Origin of the sequence: Corynebacterium sp. KPL1824 (genome assembly GCF_000478095.1) — a bacterium.
GTDB lineage: Bacteria > Actinomycetota > Actinomycetes > Mycobacteriales > Mycobacteriaceae > Corynebacterium > Corynebacterium accolens.
Genome location: NZ_KI515749.1, coordinates 522,743 through 539,830, shown reverse-complemented (window position 1 = coordinate 539,830; position 17,088 = coordinate 522,743). Strand labels below are relative to the sequence as shown.

Annotated in this window: 20 protein-coding genes; 10 read left to right on the top strand and 10 right to left on the bottom strand. The window is 58.4% G+C overall.

Annotation, left to right across the window (positions count from 1 at the left end; translation table 11 throughout):
• Position 1: 1 nt before the first annotated feature.
• The 8 genes from rpsC to rpsJ are packed head-to-tail and all read right to left on the bottom strand — an operon-like array spanning position 2 to position 4,215.
• Positions 2–748, bottom strand: coding sequence for a 30S ribosomal protein S3 (gene rpsC / locus HMPREF1267_RS02505; RefSeq protein ID WP_005276941.1), 747 nt, complete (start codon positions 746–748; stop codon positions 2–4).
• Positions 748–1,110, bottom strand: a complete 363-nt coding sequence (rplV, locus tag HMPREF1267_RS02500) for a 50S ribosomal protein L22 (protein WP_005276938.1) — start codon at positions 1,108–1,110, stop codon at positions 748–750. The genes rpsC and rplV overlap by 1 nt, the downstream gene beginning before the upstream one ends.
• 3 nt (positions 1,111–1,113) lie before the next feature.
• Complete coding sequence (gene rpsS / locus HMPREF1267_RS02495; protein ID WP_005276936.1) at positions 1,114–1,392, bottom strand: 30S ribosomal protein S19; 279 nt, start codon at positions 1,390–1,392, stop codon at positions 1,114–1,116.
• A 13-nt stretch (positions 1,393–1,405) separates the two neighbouring features.
• Positions 1,406–2,242 carry a 50S ribosomal protein L2 gene (gene rplB / locus HMPREF1267_RS02490; RefSeq protein WP_005276935.1) on the bottom strand — a complete coding sequence of 279 codons (837 nt, stop codon included), beginning with the start codon at positions 2,240–2,242 and terminating at the stop codon, positions 1,406–1,408.
• Between the two features lie 35 nt (positions 2,243–2,277).
• On the bottom strand, positions 2,278–2,580 hold the full coding sequence (gene rplW, locus HMPREF1267_RS02485) for a 50S ribosomal protein L23 (protein ID WP_005276934.1): 303 nt from the start codon (positions 2,578–2,580) through the stop codon (positions 2,278–2,280).
• Positions 2,580–3,233, bottom strand: coding sequence for a 50S ribosomal protein L4 (gene rplD, locus HMPREF1267_RS02480; protein WP_005281229.1), 654 nt, complete (start codon positions 3,231–3,233; stop codon positions 2,580–2,582). The genes rplW and rplD overlap by 1 nt, the downstream gene beginning before the upstream one ends.
• Positions 3,230–3,886, bottom strand: a complete 657-nt coding sequence (gene rplC, locus HMPREF1267_RS02475; protein WP_005276932.1) for a 50S ribosomal protein L3 — start codon at positions 3,884–3,886, stop codon at positions 3,230–3,232. The genes rplD and rplC overlap by 4 nt, the downstream gene beginning before the upstream one ends.
• A gap of 23 nt (positions 3,887–3,909) precedes the next feature.
• A complete protein-coding gene (gene rpsJ, locus HMPREF1267_RS02470; protein ID WP_003848085.1) occupies positions 3,910–4,215 on the bottom strand; it encodes a 30S ribosomal protein S10 in 306 nt (101 codons plus the stop codon).
• 711 nt (positions 4,216–4,926) lie between these two features.
• Between rpsJ and HMPREF1267_RS02465 the strand changes: the two genes are divergently transcribed.
• The 6 genes from HMPREF1267_RS02465 to amaP are packed head-to-tail and all read left to right on the top strand — an operon-like array spanning position 4,927 to position 8,246.
• Complete coding sequence (locus tag HMPREF1267_RS02465) at positions 4,927–5,406, top strand: Asp23/Gls24 family envelope stress response protein (RefSeq protein WP_005276899.1); 480 nt, start codon at positions 4,927–4,929, stop codon at positions 5,404–5,406.
• Between the two features lie 5 nt (positions 5,407–5,411).
• A complete protein-coding gene (locus HMPREF1267_RS02460) occupies positions 5,412–5,759 on the top strand; it encodes a hypothetical protein (protein WP_005276897.1) in 348 nt (115 codons plus the stop codon).
• A 2-nt stretch (positions 5,760–5,761) separates the two neighbouring features.
• Positions 5,762–5,956 (top strand): hypothetical protein, encoded by a 195-nt coding sequence (locus HMPREF1267_RS02455; protein WP_005276895.1) that lies wholly within the window; start codon positions 5,762–5,764, stop codon positions 5,954–5,956.
• A complete protein-coding gene (locus HMPREF1267_RS02450) occupies positions 5,956–7,119 on the top strand; it encodes an Asp23/Gls24 family envelope stress response protein (protein ID WP_023028280.1) in 1,164 nt (387 codons plus the stop codon). The genes HMPREF1267_RS02455 and HMPREF1267_RS02450 overlap by 1 nt, the downstream gene beginning before the upstream one ends.
• On the top strand, positions 7,112–7,678 hold the full coding sequence (locus tag HMPREF1267_RS02445) for a DUF6286 domain-containing protein (protein WP_023028279.1): 567 nt from the start codon (positions 7,112–7,114) through the stop codon (positions 7,676–7,678). Before HMPREF1267_RS02450 ends, HMPREF1267_RS02445 begins: the two co-directional genes overlap by 8 nt.
• Positions 7,671–8,246: an alkaline shock response membrane anchor protein AmaP gene (amaP, locus tag HMPREF1267_RS02440; RefSeq protein ID WP_023028278.1), complete on the top strand. Its 576-nt coding sequence runs from the start codon at positions 7,671–7,673 to the stop codon at positions 8,244–8,246. The genes HMPREF1267_RS02445 and amaP overlap by 8 nt, the downstream gene beginning before the upstream one ends.
• Here the strand turns inward: amaP and HMPREF1267_RS02435 are convergent.
• The gene (locus HMPREF1267_RS02435) at positions 8,235–8,933 is read right to left on the bottom strand and encodes a hypothetical protein (RefSeq protein WP_023028277.1); all 699 of its coding nucleotides are present in this window, start codon (positions 8,931–8,933) and stop codon (positions 8,235–8,237) included. The two genes, amaP and HMPREF1267_RS02435, sit on opposite strands and share 12 nt — an antisense overlap.
• A 347-nt stretch (positions 8,934–9,280) precedes the next feature.
• Here HMPREF1267_RS02435 and HMPREF1267_RS02430 point away from each other — a divergent pair, with 347 nt between their 5' ends.
• From HMPREF1267_RS02430 to HMPREF1267_RS02415, 4 genes are all read left to right on the top strand, one after another.
• Positions 9,281–10,264 carry an ABC transporter permease gene (locus HMPREF1267_RS02430; RefSeq protein ID WP_023028276.1) on the top strand — a complete coding sequence of 328 codons (984 nt, stop codon included), beginning with the start codon at positions 9,281–9,283 and terminating at the stop codon, positions 10,262–10,264.
• Positions 10,265–11,257, top strand: coding sequence for an ABC transporter permease (locus HMPREF1267_RS02425; RefSeq protein WP_023028275.1), 993 nt, complete (start codon positions 10,265–10,267; stop codon positions 11,255–11,257).
• Positions 11,254–13,137 (top strand): ABC transporter ATP-binding protein, encoded by a 1,884-nt coding sequence (locus HMPREF1267_RS02420; RefSeq protein ID WP_023028274.1) that lies wholly within the window; start codon positions 11,254–11,256, stop codon positions 13,135–13,137. Before HMPREF1267_RS02425 ends, HMPREF1267_RS02420 begins: the two co-directional genes overlap by 4 nt.
• A gap of 148 nt (positions 13,138–13,285) precedes the next feature.
• Complete coding sequence (locus HMPREF1267_RS02415) at positions 13,286–14,983, top strand: ABC transporter family substrate-binding protein (RefSeq protein WP_023028273.1); 1,698 nt, start codon at positions 13,286–13,288, stop codon at positions 14,981–14,983.
• 539 nt (positions 14,984–15,522) lie between these two features.
• Here HMPREF1267_RS02415 and tuf read toward each other — a convergent pair.
• A complete protein-coding gene (tuf, locus tag HMPREF1267_RS02410) occupies positions 15,523–16,713 on the bottom strand; it encodes an elongation factor Tu (protein ID WP_005276884.1) in 1,191 nt (396 codons plus the stop codon).
• Positions 16,714–17,088: the final 375 nt, after the last annotated feature.

The following is a 17,088-nucleotide window of genomic DNA, read 5'->3' as shown; positions in this document are numbered from 1 at the left end:
ATTAGCCCTCCTGCTTCTGCTGTGCACGCTGGCGGCGCTGGCCACCGCGGCGGGAGCGACCGTTGCGGTCACCGCGGCCACGGCCCTGTGCCGGAGCGTTCAGTTCGGACTCGCGTACGCCACCGACGACGTCACCCTTGTAGATCCACACCTTGATGCCGATGCGGCCGAAGGTGGTGTGGGCCTCTGCGGTGCCGTAGTCGATCTCGGCGCGAAGAGTGTGCAGCGGAACGCGGCCCTCGTGGTAGCGCTCAACGCGGGACATTTCTGCACCGCCCAGGCGACCAGACAGCAGGATCTTGATGCCCTTAACCTGTGGCTGGCGCATAGCGGACTGGATAGCCTTGCGCATTGCACGACGGAATGCGACGCGGTTAACCAGCTGCTCCGCGATGGAGTGAGCAACGAGGGTTGCGTTTGCGTCTACCTGCTTGACCTCGAGGATGTTGAGGGCAACCATCTTGCCGGTGAGCTTTTCCAACTCGCGGCGGATGCGGTCAGCCTCAGCACCGCGGCGGCCAATCACGATGCCCGGACGGGCGGTGTGAATGTCCACGCGGACGCGGTCACGGGTGCGCTCGATAACGATGTCGGCGATGCCGGCGCGCTCGAGGCCCTTGTTGAGGTAGTTACGAATCTTGATGTCTTCGGCTACGTAGTTCGCGTAGTCCTTATCCGCGAACCAGTGGGTCTTCCAGTCGGAGGTGATGCCCAAACGTAGGCCGTGAGGATGGATCTTCTGGCCCATTACTTGGCCCCTTCCTGCTGGCTTTCGACAACCACGGTGATGTGGCTGGTGCGCTTACGAATCATGAATGCACGACCCTGTGCACGCGGCTGGAAACGACGCATGGTCGGACCCTCGTTGGCGTATGCCTCGGAGATGACCAGGGTGCGTGGGTCGAGGCCGAAGTTGTTCTCAGCGTTTGCGGCTGCGGAAGCAACGACCTTTGCAACTGGCTTGGAAGCACCCTGCGGTGCGTACTTCAGGATTGCCAAAGCTTCGCTTACGGACTTGCCGCGGACCAGATCGAGCACACGACGTGCCTTCATCGGGGTAACGCGGACGTAGCGGGCCGTGGCGGATGCGGAGGTGATGGTCTCACTCATCGCTTATCGACGTCCCTTCTTGTCATCCTTGACGTGACCCTTAAAGGTCTTGGTTGGTGCAAACTCGCCCAACTTGTGGCCGACCATGGAGTCCTCGATGAAGACCGGCACATGCTTGCGGCCGTCGTGGACGGCGAAGGTGTGTCCGATGAAATCGGGGAGAATGGTCGAGCGGCGAGACCAGGTCTTGATGACCTGCTTGGTGCCTGCATCGTTTTGAGCATCCACCTTGTTGAGGAGGTGCTCATCGACGAACGGGCCTTTCTTAAGGCTGCGTGGCATTGTTTACCTCCTCTTAGCGCTTCTTGTTCGGGCGACGACGGCGCACGATCATGTTGTTGGAGTAACGGTTCGGGTTGCGGGTGCGACCCTCCTTGTGACCCCATGGGGACACTGGGTGGCGACCACCGGAGGTCTTACCCTCACCACCACCGTGTGGGTGGTCAACCGGGTTCATAACGACACCACGGACGGTCGGGCGAACGCCTTTCCAACGCATGCGGCCGGCCTTGCCCCAGCGGATGTTCATCTGCTCGGCGTTGCCAACTTCACCAACCGTTGCGCGGCAACGGATGTCCACGCGACGGATTTCAGAAGACGGCATACGCAGAACGGCGTACTTGCCTTCCTTACCCAGCAGCTGGATGGAAGCACCAGCAGAACGGGCCAGCTTTGCGCCAGCGCCCGGCTTGAGCTCAACAGCGTGGATGGTCGAACCGGTCGGGATGTTGCGCAGCGGCAGGTTGTTGCCCACCTTGATATCTGCGTTCGGGCCGGACTCGACAACAGCACCCTGCTTCAGGCCCTTCGGCGCGATGATGTAGCGCTTCTCGCCATCTACGTAGTGCAGCAATGCAATGTTTGCGGTGCGGTTCGGGTCGTACTCGATGTGAGCGACCTTTGCCGGAATGCCGTCCTTGTCGTTACGACGGAAGTCGATCAGACGGTAACGGCGCTTGTGGCCACCGCCGATGTGGCGGGTGGTGATGCGGCCGTAGTTATTACGACCACCGGTTTTGCTCAGCGGGCGCAGCAGGGACTTCTCCGGAGTCGAACGAGTGATCTCGTCGAACTCAGATACGGAGGATGCGCGGCGACCCGGAGTTGTCGGCTTGTACTTACGAATAGCCATAATTCTTCCTTTTCCTTTCGGCTCTCCGGTGGCGCTTAAGCGCCTGCGCCGAAGACGTCGATGGAGTCGCTGCCTTCACGGAGCGTCACGTATGCGCGCTTGGTGGACTTACGCTGACCGAAGCCGGTGCGGGTGCGCTTGCGCTTACCTGCACGGTTTACGGTATTCACGGAGTCGACCTTCACGTCAAAGATCTGCTCGACGGCATCTTTAATCTGGGACTTGTTGGAGTCTGGGGAGACGAAGAACGTGTAAACGTTCTGCTCCATCAGACCGTAGGACTTCTCAGATACAACCGGGGCGATGATGACATCGCGCGGGTTAGAAATCTTAGCCATTAGTTCTCCTCCTTATCCGCGCCGGTAGCGCGAGTGATGAAGGTGTGTAGCGCCTCAACGGAGAACACAACGTCATCGGAGTAGAGAACGTCGTAGGTGTTGAGCTGACCGGCGTCCAGGATCTGAACGTTCGGCAGGTTATTAGCGCTACGACGGGCGTTGATGTCCTCGCGGCCGATAACCAGCAGCACGTTGTCGCGCTCGGTCAGGGACTCGAGGAAAGCCTTGGCCGCCTTGGTGGACGGCTTCTGGCCTGGAACCAACTCTTCGATGACATGGATGCGCTCGTTGCGAGCACGGTCAGACAACGCACCGAAGAGAGCAGCCTTGATCATCTTCTTAGGGGTGCGCTGTGCGTAGCTACGTGGCTGCGGGCCGTGGACGGTGCCACCGCCGGTGTAGTGCGGCGCACGGATGGAACCCTGGCGCGCACGACCGGTGCCCTTCTGGCGGAAAGGCTTACGGCCACCACCGCGGACGTCGCCGCGGGTCTTGGTGGCGTGGGTGCCCTGACGAGCAGCAGCAAGCTGTGCGTTGACAACCTGGTGCATCAAAGCAACGGATGCCTCGGTGTCAAAGATTTCAGCCGGCAGGTCCACGGAGCCATTGGTCTTACCTTCAGAGGTGTGGACGTCTAGCTTGAGGTTGCTCATGCGTGTGCACCGCCCTTCACTGCGGTCTTAACGGTGACGAGGCCGCCGCGCGCACCAGGGATAGCACCCTTGATGAGCAGCAGGTTGGACTCGACATCGACTTTCTGAATCTTCAGGTTTTGGGTCGTCACGCGGTCGTGGCCCATGCGGCCAGCCATGCGCTTGCCCTTGAAGACGCGGCCTGGGGTAGCAGCGCCACCGATACCACCAACGCGGCGGTGAGCGGCCTGGTTACCGTGAGCTGCGCCCTGACCCTGGAAGCCGTGGCGCTTCATAGCACCAGCGTAGCCGTGGCCCTTGGTCTGGCCGGTGACGTCAACGAAAGTGATGCCTTCGAAGATGTCTACCTTGACCTCTTGGCCAACCTCGTATGCGGAGGTGTCGTCCATGCGGATTTCCGCAACGTGACGACGCGGGGTTACGCCAGCCTTTTTGAAGTGACCAGACTCAGGCTTGTTTGCCTTGCGTGGGTCAATCTCGCCAAAGGCGATCTGGATGGCGCTGTAGCCATCGGTTTCGGGGGTGCGAATCTGGGTGACAACGCATGGCCCTGCTTCAACGACGGTGACCGGAACAACGCGGTTCTCGTCATCGAAGACCTGGGTCATGCCGAGCTTCTTGCCCAGAATGCCCTTGATCTCGTTTTCACTCATTATTAGTTCTCCACCAAAGTCGCTTACTGGATGTTCACGTCGACGCTTGCCGGAAGATCGATGCGCATCAAAGCATCAACGGTCTTCGGGGTCGGGTCGAGAATATCGATCAGGCGCTTGTGCGTGCGCATCTCGAAGTGCTCGCGAGAGTCCTTGTACTTGTGCGGAGAACGAATAACTGCGTACACGTTCTTCTCGGTTGGGAGCGGCACTGGGCCAACTACACGAGCACCCGTACGGGTAACGGTCTCGACGATCTTCTTTGCAGAAGCGTCGATTGCCTCGTGGTCATAGGCCTTCAGCCGAATGCGGATCTTTTGTCCCGCCACGCTTATCCTCTTCCTCGCTTCCCCACTTTCACATTCCCGGCGTTTCCGGGGCGTGAAGCGGTGGGAAATTGCTTCTCGATTTCTCTATAACGTTGTCCGGGCCTGGGGCCTGACACAACGCCAGTGGTCTGACTGTCATGACAACCAAGAGATACAGCACATGGCAAATGCCAGTCTGCAGTGCTCCTGACGGGGTACAAGACCCGTAGTCAAAGTATTGTGAAGAGGACGGTTTTCACGCATTACACGTGGAGGGTGTCCTATTCGCTAACTGCCGCTGTTTATTTGCCATGCCCCTTCTCCGGTCCATCGTCTCGGGGTGTCTCTGCTCTAGCGCGGACCTAGCCCGATCGGATGACCTTCCAGTCTGTGTTTCAGGAAAGCCCTGAACCACGATGACAACGAAGGTGTCATGTTCGCTTTACCAGCTCAGCGTCTCCCCGATATGCACCGTGTTAAAGACGGTCCGTTACCGGTTCGCGCTGCCCTGTTAAAGCAACCTAAGTATTTAAGCACGATGGGCTGGTGTTTTTCAAACCACCCCGGCAATAGTGCCAATAATCACGTTTTGGTAAATATTGTTGTCACAGACCCCACGTCCGGTTAGGCGGTAGGTACGCTCAAAGAGGGATTTTGAACCGTTGGTTCTTGGTCCTTCAATTTCATATTGCGACCATGCAAGTCAATATTTAAGGAAAGGCCTTAAAGACCATGTCTGAGAACAACACTCCTGCAAAGCACTCTGAGAACAACGTTGCCGCTTCTGAAGAGCGCGAGGTAAACAACAACTTGGAGACTCAGTACGGCACCACCACCATTGATGACGTCGTTGTTTCCAAGATCGCCGGCATTGCAGCCCGCGAGGTTTCCGGCGTTGACTCCCTCGGTGGCGGCGGCGCTCGCATGATGGGCACCATCCGCGAGTCCTTCGGTGCATCCGAGGACGTACGCCAGGGTGTTGACGTAGAGGTAGAAAACGGCTCCGCAAAGATCGAGATCGCCATCACCGCTGAGTACGGCGTTGCCATCCACGAGCTGGCTGAGGCAATCCGCCGCAACATCATGAACGCTGTCGAGCGCATGACCGGCCTGACTGTAGAGCGCGTTGACGTTGTTGTTCACAACGTCAAGCTGCCGAAGGAAGACTCCGAGTCTGAAGAGCAGGCTGCACTGAACCAGGGCCAGGCATAAGAACAATGCCTGAACCCCGAGCACAATTTGAGCTCGAGGTAAGCCACGCTCACGCAATTGCGGAAGCGGTGCAAAAGCTCAACGGTGTCGCGGGCCTTGACGGCGGACGCTACGGCTCGGTGAACCTACTCTTCCCGGGCGAAAGGGTTTCCGGCATGCGCCGGCCCGATCCCCGCGACGATCGCCACCTGCAAATCAACGTCCGCGTTGATATCAGTGCGCAACCTGATCTGTACCGTCTGGCGGAAGAAATCCGCTCGACCGCCCGCAAGGCATGTACGGAACTAGATCGCGTCGACGTTGAGTTTTCTGACGCCGTAGATGGCTTATCCGCTGCTCCCTCGAAGGATTAGATATGAAAAATTACACCACATTGGGCATTGTTATCGGCCTGCTACTCGCCTTCTTTTTGTACTTAGGTTGGGGTTGGATGCTGCTCGCCGTGCTGCTTGCTGCCATCGGTGGCCTCTTGGGCTCCCATTTTGATGGCCGCATCGACCTCAGCGCTGTGTGGAATGGCCTCATTGGCAAGGAGAAAGGCCAAGGCTAATGTCAGAAGGTTCCACTAAGGGCCACACGCGTTTCTCGCTGCGGACCATGGAACGAATCGTGACCGCCGCAATTGCTAGCGTGCCTGGCACAAAGGATTTAGATGCCAAGCTTGCTGGCATTGGCGGACGCGGTTATCCACGGGTTTCGGTACAGATGGACCCAGAGCGTGAGGTCGCCGCAGTAAGCGCGACCATCGCTGTGGTGTGGCCATCGCCGGTTACCGCAGTCGCGGAAAGTACGCGTGCCGCCATTTCAGAGGCCATTGCTGCCCACACCGGCTATACCACCACCCGCGTTAATGTCACCGTTGGTGAATCGGTTCCGGATACTCGCGTTACCGCAGAACAGGTAGCGCAGCGCCCTGCTGCTTCGGCTTTTACGCCGGAGGTCACCCCGTCTACCGTGACCCAGCCTGTCACCCAGGACTCGGTCGAGGTGCGAGGCATCGAGACCCCGGAAGAAGCCGCGGTTCGCACCGTCGATACCCCGCAAGAGGCGACTGTCCGCGGTATTGCCGTTCCACCAGAAGCGGATATCCGCGAGATTTCTTCTGGGAAGGAAGTTGCCGTCCGCGGAGTATCGGCGCCGCCTGGCGATACTCCGGTGCGCTCTGTTGACACGCCGCGGGAGGCGCCGGTGCGAAGCATTTCCGCTGATCTTCCGGATCACCAGCTGCTAGACATCAGTGCTCCAGAAGATCACGAACCGCGCCGCATCATCGAACCGCGCCCAGAGCGGGTACGCAGTGTTCGCGCCCCGCGCCCTGCTCGGTTGCTCCCGAGCGGACAGGTACGTCCCTTCGCCAAGAAGGCAAAGGTCTCTGTCCCTCGTCCACAGCCTTTGCGCAAGATCGACATCGACAATGCGCAACAGTACAAGCGCGTTCGCGTTGCGCGGCCGGCTCCCCTGCGCAAGGTGCAGTCACCTCGCCCACGACCACTGCGCAAGATCGAGATCGATAATTCCCGGAGCGAGCAGCGCGTGCGGACCGCGAGGCCCGCCCCGCTGCGCAAGGTTCAGACCCCGCGCCAGGAACCGCTCAAGCGCATCAAGGTAACCCCAACGAGCCAGCGCCCGCTGCATGTCTATGCGCCACGGCCTGAGCCGCTGCGTGCCATTTCCATCACCCCATTCCACGAGCAAGGAGGCAATAATGGCTGAGATGAATATGCCTGAGCATTTCGGGCAACAGCCCAAGGCGTCTCCTGCCGTGCGTACGTGGACCGTCATTTTAGGTTTCGTCCTGCTGGCCATTGGCATTGTGGGCGTACGCGAAACCTGGCTCGTCGGCGCAGACGCCAATGCCCAATCGTGGGTCCAGCCGGTCCTCAATCTTATTGCCACCGAGCAATTAGAGACGTGGATGATCTGGGCTGGGGTAGGCTCTATCGTCGTTGGTCTCATCTTTGTGATCGCTGCGGTAAAAACGCGCCGCAACACCCACATCCAGGTCGCTTCCGAGTCCGCTTCCATGTGGATGCGTCCCGTTGATGTCGCGCGCTTGAGCTCTGCTGCAGCGCGCCGCGTTCCGGGAGTCGCGTCCGCGCAGACTTCCGCGGATACCAAGAGCGCGAAGGTTACCGTCAATGGCGATGAGCAAGATACCGAATTGCCTGGGCGCGTGGAAACGGCTGTTAGCCGCGCTTTGGAAGTGCTTGCACACCCACCCAAGGTCACCGTAGCCGTAGAGAAGATTCCGGAGATGGATAATCATGTCTAAAAAGCTTGCTACCTTTGACCGAATCCTCCTCGGACTGCTCGGAATCATCCTCATCGCGCTCGGTGTGTGGCCGATTCTCATTAACTTCAATGTGGAATTTGCTGAATACCTGGCCGAGTGGGTAGACCACGATACGTGGCGCACTTTGGGCGACAATAGTTGGTGGGTCTGGGTCTTGGCCGGCGCCTCTGCCCTATTGCTCCTCATTGGTTTGTGGCTCATCGTCGTGAACCTGCGCCACCGCCGCTTTAATAATGTGGAATCCGCAGCTTCCAATGAAGATGGCGCAATCTCTGCATCCATGAACGCCATCGCCACCGCGGTGGCCAAGGATCTGGACTCGCTCGATGGTGTGGACCGGGTCGAGCGCTTGGTTGCATACGACCGCGCCCGCCCAACGCTGCAGTACACGGTGGTTGCCAACCCAGACACGCCGCTGGAGCGGCTGACCAACGCTGTAGAAACGAATGAGCGCGACTTCCGGGAGGCTTTCCCCGACGCTGACCTAGATACCAGCTATAAGCTGCACTTCACCAAGGTCAAGCCGATGAAGGATTTAGCTGAATAAGGGGTTTGGGGTCTCTGCAACAAGAACCTCAACTACCTTGCCCAATCGCGCATAATCGCCGCCCTCGAGGAGTAACTCCAACTCCTCGCCAGGGCGGCATTTTTCTATCCTCTTCCACGCATAATTATGGGCAACCACCCGCCGGTTTTCCTTGTGAAAGAGATGCAGTCCGTGGTCTAGGACAGCGATAGCGTCGCCCACGCGGAGGACATAGACAAAGTCACCCAACTCGTAGCGGCTCAGGCCACTAAGTTCCGGCAGCGGCTCATCCAGGCGCATGATGCTGGAGACGATCCCAAGGCGGTGTTCAAAGCCCTCAGTATCCGTAACCACGAAGGGCCGGCCAGGCCCCGTTGACCTAATGGCGCTGTATTCCCACACCACCGGCTGAGCATTCGGGCGGCGCACGATGATGCGGGAGGAATCGGCGGTGATGCGGGAGGTGGGGGCATCGCTAAGCACGAGCCACACACCAGTGCCCACGCGGCCGCCCTCCAAGGGCAATAGCGGCGGGTGCACCTCGGCCTGCCGCTCGAGTTCGGTGACTAACTCCGCGTCGCTCACGCCCCAGCCGATGCCCCGGTTGGCCAATAAGGCAAAGAGCGTCGGCAGGCTCAGATCGGGCTGGCCCTCCCATGCCTTGCGCAGCGCTGCCAAGGTCGGGTCAATGCGAGTGGGATCTTCCATAAGGGTCTAGCCTACCGAGCCGTTCCGCCCTATTACAGCCACGGGGCAGCAGCCCGCCTTGGCTGATTGGTTACCCCCGTTTTCACTTATTTTCAGGTAAGCATTCCCTATAACTGTTGAACAATTCAGGTTTTTAAATCTGCAGCTGAATCCCATTTTTCTTTTTAAGGCCCTAAGCGTCTACACTGAAAAAATACCTGTCGTTTGATTGGCGATGTACATCACGGGGCTACGTGAATTGTGCGCTCGCTTATATCTTATTAGATTGGTCACATACAACGACTCCATCGTTGGCTTCATATTTATTCGCACTGTTTCCTGCTTAACCGCGCACGGAGAATTTCCCCATGAAAAAGTATTTGATCAAAAAGATCTTGGGCTGGTTACTCATGATCTTTTTAGCCACTAACTTGGCTTATTTCTTGGCGGCCTCGTTTTTGGACCCGCGTTCGAACTACACCGAGCGCCGTCCACCACTTTCAGATGAGGAAATCAATAACCTCCTCGAGCCTTATAACCTCAGCCCAGAAACCCCGCTCCTGGAGCGCTGGTGGACTTGGCTGACCAATATCCTCACGAAGTGGGACTGGGGACAATCTCCGGTCGGTGAGATGGTTAACGAAGAGATCAGCTACCGCATCTGGGTATCCGCACAGCTGCTCTTGCTGGCCACCATCCTGTCCATCGTCATCGGTGTGGCCGTTGGTGTATACACCGCCTCCCGCCAGTACAAGACCGGTGACCGCGTGTGGCAGGGAATTTCCATCATTGCGATGAATACCCACGTGGTTGTTGCCTCCATCGCCGTCGTCTGGGCTGCCCTGGAGATCAACGATTTGACCGGCAAGAAGATTTTCTACGTCGTCGGCTCTAAGTCCTTGGGGGTCGAGGGATTCTTCCCCAAGCTCTTGGACTCCGCGCAGCACCTCATCTTGCCCACGATTTCCCTGGTGATCATCAGCTACGCCAGCTACCACATGACTCAGCGCACGCTGCTGCTCGATAACCTCGATGCGGATTATGTCCGCACCGCACGTGCAAAGGGACTTACCCGCCAGCAGGCCATCCGCAAGCACGCGCTGCGCACCTCCATCATTCCGGTGGCAACGTCCGTCGCCTTCTCTGTGCCCGGCATCTTCACCGGTGCCGTGATGACGGAGCGCATCTTCGGCTGGAACGGTATGGGCCAGTACTTCATCCAGACCATCAGTAAGAACGACATCAATGGCGCGGTAGCCGTGGCGGCATTCGGTGCCGCAATGACGGCCGTGTCCGCCGTCTTGGCAGACCTCGTTGTTGTCGCCTTGGATCCACGAGTAAGGGTGAGCTAAATGACAAATCCCAAAGAACCAAAGATGTCCAAGAAACAGCCCCGTGGCGAGGTTTCTACGCGCACCGAGGTCGTCTCCGAGGATCCTTTAAGCAATGAGGAAGCCGAGCGCATGGCCACGCTGCCGGAGGTTCCCCGCGGTACTTCCCGGTACAAGCTGTACGTCCGCCGCTTCTTCCGCAACAAGCTGGCCACCGTCGGCGTTTTCATCCTGGGCTTTCTCATCTTCGCCGCCCTTTTTGGCAATTTCTTTGCCCAGTGGGACTACACGGAACCGGACTTCCTCGCCCTGTCTGAGCCGCCGAGCCCCGAGCACTGGTTCGGTACCAACGATTCCGGCAATGACCTTTATGCCCAAACCATCCACGGTCTTGGCAGGTCCCTGACCATCGCCATCGTGGTGTCCTTTGCCACGTTGGTCATCTCCGCATTCATCGGCTGTGCCGCAGCCCTGTGGGGCGGAATCGCGGAAAAGGCCGTCCTCGCCGTTATCCACTTCCTGCTGTCCATCCCGACCTTCCTGCTCATCGCCCTCGTGGTGGCAGACTCCGGCGGTGACTGGAAGCTTTTGATGGTCGTCCTTATCGCCTTCGGCTGGATGTACCAGGCCCGTGTGATTTGGTCCTTGGCCCTTACCGTCCGCGAGCAAGACTATGTCCGCGCCGCAAGCTACATGGGCGTATCCAAGATGCGCACCATCATCCGCCACGTCATTCCCAATATTGGTTCGCTGCTTATCATCCAGTTCGTCTTCGGCGTGGTGGGCACCGTGGGCTCTGAGACCGCCCTGTCCTTCCTGGGCTTGGGCGTGAAGCTTCCCGATGTCTCCCTCGGTACCTTGCTGCAGGGCGGCACCGCCTCCCTGCAATCCGCCCCATGGCAGTTCTACTTCCCCGCCGCTACCTTGACGCTGCTGACCGTCTCCATGGCATTTATTGGCGATGGTCTGCGCGACGCACTCGATCCCAACTCCAATTCCGGAGGTAAACTATGACTTCGCCTATCTTGTCCGTCAATGACTTACGCGTCAGCTTCCCTTCTGAAGCAGGTACCGTCTCTGCGGTGCGCGGTGTCAGCTTTGACCTACACCCCGGCCGCACCCTGGGCATCGTCGGCGAATCCGGCTCCGGTAAGTCCGTAACCTCCATGTCCATCATGGGCCTGCTGCCGGAATACGCCAAGGTTGAAGGCTCCGTAAAATTCGATGGCCGCGAGCTCCTCGGGCTTTCTGATAAGGAAATGTCAGGCATCCGCGGCAATGGCATCGGCATGATCTTCCAGGATCCGCTCTCCGCGCTGACCCCGGTCTTCGATATTGGTTCGCAGCTGGTGGAGGCTATCCAGGCGCACCAGGACATCGGCAAGAAAGAAGCGCTGAAGCAAGCCACCGAGCTCTTAGATCTGGTGGGCATTCCCGAGCCACACCTGCGCCTGAAGTCCTTCCCGCACGAGTTTTCCGGCGGTATGCGCCAGCGCGTGGTCATCGCCATTGCGATTGCGAATAACCCGCGCGTACTCATTGCCGATGAGCCGACGACGGCCCTCGACGTCACCATCCAGGCCCAGATCCTGGACGTCATCCGGCTGGCCCAGCGCGAAACCGGCGCCGCCACCATCATGATCACCCACGATATGGGTGTGGTGGCAGAAACCGCCGATGACGTCATGGTCATGTACGCCGGCCAGCCGGTAGAACACGGCGATGTCGATACCATCTTCTCCAACCCGCGCATGCCCTATACCGTGGGCCTGCTTGGTTCCACCCCGCGCCCCGATGCCTCGGCCTCGGAGCCCCTCACCCCCATCGAGGGCAACCCGCCGGTCTTGGTGGATCTAAAGGATCGTTGCCAATTCGCCCCGCGCTGCCCCGTCGCGCAAGAGGCTTGCCTTTCCGGCGAGCCAGACCTGCTTCCGCTCAAGGACGAGTCCACCTCCCACCGCAGCGCCTGCCTGCGCGCGCCGGAGATCCACGACCGCAAAATTGACGGCGAGCTGATGTTCAAGCCGCCACTGCTTTCCGATGACGTCTTGGCCGACGTTCCCCGCGAGGACCGCAAGACTACCCTCGCTGTGAACGAACTGCGCAAGCAGTTCCCGCTGACCAAGGGCGCGTTAATTAAGCGCAAGGTGGGCACCGTCAAGGCCGTCGACGGCATTACCTTCGATATCCGCGAAGGCGAGTGCCTGGCCATCGTCGGCGAGTCCGGCTGCGGTAAGACAACCACCCTGCTGGAGATCATGGACCTGGACCCAGAAAATGGCGCAGTAGTCCTCAACGGCAAGGACGCCAATGGAATGAGCGGCTCAGAGCGCCGCGAGGCCCGCAAAGACATTCAGATCGTCTTCCAGGATCCGATGAGCTCGCTAAATCCTCGCCTGACCGTTCGCGAGGTAATTGCGGAACCGCTCAATTCCTTAGGCTATGACGGCGACGTCGATGCCCGCGTGAATGAGCTCATGAACCTGGTCGGCCTCGATTCCTCGCAGCTGGACCGCTTCCCTAGCCACTTCTCTGGCGGCCAGCGCCAGCGAATCGGGTTGGCGCGCGCCCTAGCCACGCGTCCTTCGGTTCTCGTGCTGGATGAGCCAGTCTCCGCCTTGGACGTCTCCATCCAGGCGGGTGTCATTAACCTGCTCGAGGACCTGAAGCGAAAGCTGGGCCTGTCCTATCTCTTCGTTGCCCACGACCTTTCCGTTGTGCGCCACCTCTCGGACCGCGTTGCGGTCATGTACAAGGGCAAGTTTGTTGAGTCCGGTTCAACGGATGAGATTTTCGATAACCCCCAAGACGACTACACCAAGAAACTTCTGGATGCCATCCCGAATCCAGATCCCAAGGTTGCCCGCGCACGCAGGGAAAAATCCCGGGCCTAGCTACCCCCTAGCCCCGCATCCTTTTCCCAAAGTGATTGCGGACACAAATTTGAATATTGTAAAGTACTTCACATAGTTGCAACAGATGGTTACTTAATCGGCCGTCTATGCCAACTTCGCCTTCATCTCACGCAAGGAGTAATCCCCAATGAAAAAGTTCGGTCGCTTCCGCATAGCAACGGTTGCTACTCTTTCCGCCACGGCACTCGCACTCACCGCCTGCTCGGGTTCTGGCGGTGGCGACTCCTCCAACAAGGCTGTCGGTGGCCTCGAGATCGACGTCAAGCCATCTGGGGACTACAACGAAAAAGAACGCGATGAGATTAAGGACGGCGGCGAGCTGAGCCTTTCCCTAGGCGAGCTTACCGAACAGCAAAATGACTTCCACGCCAATATGACCACGGATACCCGCACCGTATGGGGCTGGTACAACCCGCAGATGGCGCTCTATGACGGCGAGGGTCACTACACCCCAAATCCCGCGTACTTGGATTCGGTAGAAGAATCCACTGAAGGCGATAAAACCGTCGTGACCTACGACATCAACGATGACGCAACCTTCAACGATGGCACCCCCATTGACTGGACCGCTTTCGAGAACACCTGGCGCTTCAACAACGGCAAGAACACTGATGTGCAGGTCAACTCCACAGACGGTTACGAGCTGATCGAATCCGTGGAGAAGGGCGAGAATGACAAAGAAGCCGTGGTCACCTTCGAGGGTCCATACCCATGGTGGCAAGGACTATTCAACAGCATTTTGCACCCAGCGATCGATACCGCCGAAAAGTTCAATGAAGAATACCTAGGCAAGCTCAACCCACAGTACGGCGCGGGCCCATTCAAGGTTGACAACGTCGACTTCCGCGGCGGCACCGTGTCCTTTGTCCCCAACGAAAAATGGTGGGGCGATAAGCCGAAGCTGGATAAGGTCAGCTACCGCGTGATGGAGGACCAGGCAACCATCAATGCCTTCCAGGCCGGCGAAATTGACGTAGCCGGCGTGGGAAGTAAGAATAACCTCACTATCGCCGCAGATATGGGCGATTCCATCGATGTCCGCGCAGCTACCCGCCCGGCCAGCGTCCTGTTCACCCTAAACTCCAAGGCACCTCAACTTGCGGATAAGGACGTGCGCCATGCTGTCTTTTCGGCCATCGACCGCGCACAGCTTGCTGAAATCCGCTACAACGGGCTTGGCTATGAAGAAGAATTGCCTGGCTCCTTGACCCTCTTCCCGATTCAGGATGGTTACCAAGATAACCTTTCCGAGGTTCTCGAGTACGACGTTGAAGAGGCAAAGAGCCTGCTGGAAGGCGCCGGCTACTCTGAGGGCGATGACGGCTACTACGCCAAGGACGGCGACAAGCTGTCTCTGCGATACGTGCTTATCGGCGATGACGAGGTCTCCAAGTCCACCGCTACCGCCGTCCAAAAGATGCTGAAAGACGCTGGCATTGAGCTGAAGATTGAGGAGCGCCCAAGCTCTGACTTCTCCAAGATCATCAGCGAGCGCGACTTCGACCTCTTGCTCTCCGGCTTCGGTTCTAGCGACCCATTTGGTCCCGCCTATTTCGGTCAGTTCTACGGGAGCACTTCCACCCTCAACAAGTCCGGCACCGGTAGCGAGGAATTCGACAAAAAGATCGACGAGATGCAGAAGCTACCAACCCGCGATGAGCAGGTAAAGCGGGTCAACGAACTCGAATCCGAAGCCTTCGAAGAATACGGACTGCTTCCGTATGCTAACGGTCCGCAGATGGTTGGCTTGAAGAAGGGCCTCGCCAACATGGGTGCCCTCGGATTCGCTATCATTCCTAAGGAAAACATCGGCTGGGAGAAGTAGTACCTACCTCCCTTAACGAGTAAAGGCCTTCCACTACCTGCCAGCAGGTGTGGGAGGCCTTCCTTCGTCTTTGGGTGTGTTTGGCCCCGGTATCCCAATCCAGGCCCAACTCAAAGGCAATAGCCTCGCTCCTCCGTGCGTGCGAGCGGGACAACATCGCGCCGCCGGACCATTAGGCGTTAGCGCAGTCCGTACGCCAGCTTAAGAGCCCCACGACCCCGGATTACCCTTAGAACCATCCTTAAGCGCCTCCTGCCGAAGGGTGCCAGCCAAGCCGTTGGCCCAAGCGCCTAGGAACCTCTGAGATAGCCTCTACCCTGGCATAACCATATCGCTGCCTTCAGGCCTCCAACAGCGATACTATGCCTCCGGCTGGCTCTACAGTTACCACGGAGTGCAGCAGACAGCCGCTAATGCACCGGCGGCCGGTGGACGAAGACCTTTCCAATTCAAGGCGTGTAGGAATCAAAAAAGTCCGCCACACCGGCATGCGGTGCAGCGGACTCTTAAAGCTCTACTGAGCGGTTACGAAGCCTCGATTAGTCGAGAACCTTGGTAACGCGGCCAGCGCCGACGGTGCGGGAGCCCTCGCGGATAGCGAAGCGCAGACCCTCGTCCATAGCAACAGGCTGGATGAGCTCAACGGACATCTCAACGTTGTCGCCAGGCATAACCATCTCGGTGCCCTCAGGCAGGTTCACAACACCGGTAACGTCGGTGGTGCGGAAGTAGAACTGAGGACGGTAGTTGTTCATGAACGGGGTGTGGCGGCCGCCCTCTTCCTTCTTCAGGACGTAGACGGAACCCTCGAACTTGGTGTGAGGGGTGTAAGCGCCCGGCTTGATAACAACCTGGCCACGCTCAACGTCCTCACGCTTGGTACCACGCAGAAGCAGACCACAGTTGTCGCCAGCCTCGGTGTAGTCCATCATCTTGCGGAACATCTCGATACCGGTAACGGTGGTGTTCTGGGACTTCTCCTGGATACCGATGATCTCAACGTCCTCGTTGACGTTCAGACGACCACGCTCAACACGGCCGGTAACAACGGTACCGCGGCCGGTAATGGTGAAGATGTCCTCGATAGGCATCAAGAACGGCTGATCGGTAGCGCGCTCCGGATCAGGGATGGAGTTGTCGCAGGCATCCATCAGGTCAACGATGGACTGTACCCACTTCTCGTCACCCTCGAGTGCCTTCAGAGCGGAGATGTGAACGATAGGAGCTTCCTCATCGTAGTCCTGCTCTGCGAGCAGCTCGGAGATCTCCATCTCCACGAGCTCGATGATTTCCTCATCATCAACCATGTCGCACTTGTTCAGTGCAACGAGGATGTAAGGAACGCCAACCTGGCGAGCAAGCAGAACGTGCTCGCGGGTCTGCGGCATCGGGCCATCGGTTGCAGCAACAACCAGGATAGCGCCGTCCATCTGAGCTGCGCCGGTAATCATGTTCTTGATGTAGTCGGCGTGGCCCGGGGCGTCAACGTGTGCGTAGTGACGCTTCGGGGTGGAGTACTCCACGTGGGAGATGTTAATGGTAATACCGCGCTCCTTCTCCTCAGGAGCCTTGTCGATCATGTCGAACGCGAATGCCTGGTTCTCCTCAGGGTACTGGTCAGCCAGAACCTTGGTGATCGCTGCGGTGGTGGTGGTCTTGCCGTGGTCGACGTGTCCGATGGTGCCGATGTTCACATGCGGCTTCGTACGCTCGAACTTCTCCTTTGCCACTGTATGTCCTCCTGGACTATATGGTGGCTACGACCTTCGCAGCCACGTGGTTGACAGTTGTCATTGGCACCTGACCCAATATCTGGGACAAAGCGCTAATGACGCTTTCTTTACGTGCCAGTTACACGATCCTAGATTTATCCCGCGGTTTTTTCAAACCGCCATTATAGGAGGTAACCCCGCGAATCTTCGCGGCCATTTCCCTCAACAAGAGTCTCAAATAAAGGATCCTGGGAGGGTAACGGCCGGCTCAATTCACAACCAATGGTTTTAGCTGCAAACTCAGCCCGCCGCTACCCTGGCCCAGTTGCCACATTTAGCGGTGAGGCTGGCATCTACTGGCAGAGACTACCAGCCCTTAGCCACCGCTGAACG

Coding starts and splice junctions, on each gene's coding strand:
- HMPREF1267_RS02435 (WP_023028277.1), bottom strand. CDS start 8,933: ATGGAAGATCCCACTCGCATTGACCCGACCTTGGCAGCGCTGCGCAAG.
- rplC (WP_005276932.1), bottom strand. CDS start 3,886: ATGAGTGAAAACGAGATCAAGGGCATTCTGGGCAAGAAGCTCGGCATG.
- rpsS (WP_005276936.1), bottom strand. CDS start 1,392: ATGCCACGCAGCCTTAAGAAAGGCCCGTTCGTCGATGAGCACCTCCTC.
- HMPREF1267_RS02460 (WP_005276897.1), top strand. CDS start 5,412: ATGCCTGAACCCCGAGCACAATTTGAGCTCGAGGTAAGCCACGCTCAC.
- rpsC (WP_005276941.1), bottom strand. CDS start 748: ATGGGCCAGAAGATCCATCCTCACGGCCTACGTTTGGGCATCACCTCC.
- HMPREF1267_RS02415 (WP_023028273.1), top strand. CDS start 13,286: ATGAAAAAGTTCGGTCGCTTCCGCATAGCAACGGTTGCTACTCTTTCC.
- rplD (WP_005281229.1), bottom strand. CDS start 3,233: ATGAGCAACCTCAAGCTAGACGTCCACACCTCTGAAGGTAAGACCAAT.
- HMPREF1267_RS02420 (WP_023028274.1), top strand. CDS start 11,254: ATGACTTCGCCTATCTTGTCCGTCAATGACTTACGCGTCAGCTTCCCT.
- HMPREF1267_RS02445 (WP_023028279.1), top strand. CDS start 7,112: ATGGCTGAGATGAATATGCCTGAGCATTTCGGGCAACAGCCCAAGGCG.
- HMPREF1267_RS02430 (WP_023028276.1), top strand. CDS start 9,281: ATGAAAAAGTATTTGATCAAAAAGATCTTGGGCTGGTTACTCATGATC.
- HMPREF1267_RS02465 (WP_005276899.1), top strand. CDS start 4,927: ATGTCTGAGAACAACACTCCTGCAAAGCACTCTGAGAACAACGTTGCC.
- amaP (WP_023028278.1), top strand. CDS start 7,671: ATGTCTAAAAAGCTTGCTACCTTTGACCGAATCCTCCTCGGACTGCTC.
- HMPREF1267_RS02455 (WP_005276895.1), top strand. CDS start 5,762: ATGAAAAATTACACCACATTGGGCATTGTTATCGGCCTGCTACTCGCC.
- rplB (WP_005276935.1), bottom strand. CDS start 2,242: ATGGCTATTCGTAAGTACAAGCCGACAACTCCGGGTCGCCGCGCATCC.
- rplV (WP_005276938.1), bottom strand. CDS start 1,110: ATGAGTGAGACCATCACCTCCGCATCCGCCACGGCCCGCTACGTCCGC.
- rplW (WP_005276934.1), bottom strand. CDS start 2,580: ATGGCTAAGATTTCTAACCCGCGCGATGTCATCATCGCCCCGGTTGTA.
- HMPREF1267_RS02425 (WP_023028275.1), top strand. CDS start 10,265: ATGACAAATCCCAAAGAACCAAAGATGTCCAAGAAACAGCCCCGTGGC.
- HMPREF1267_RS02450 (WP_023028280.1), top strand. CDS start 5,956: ATGTCAGAAGGTTCCACTAAGGGCCACACGCGTTTCTCGCTGCGGACC.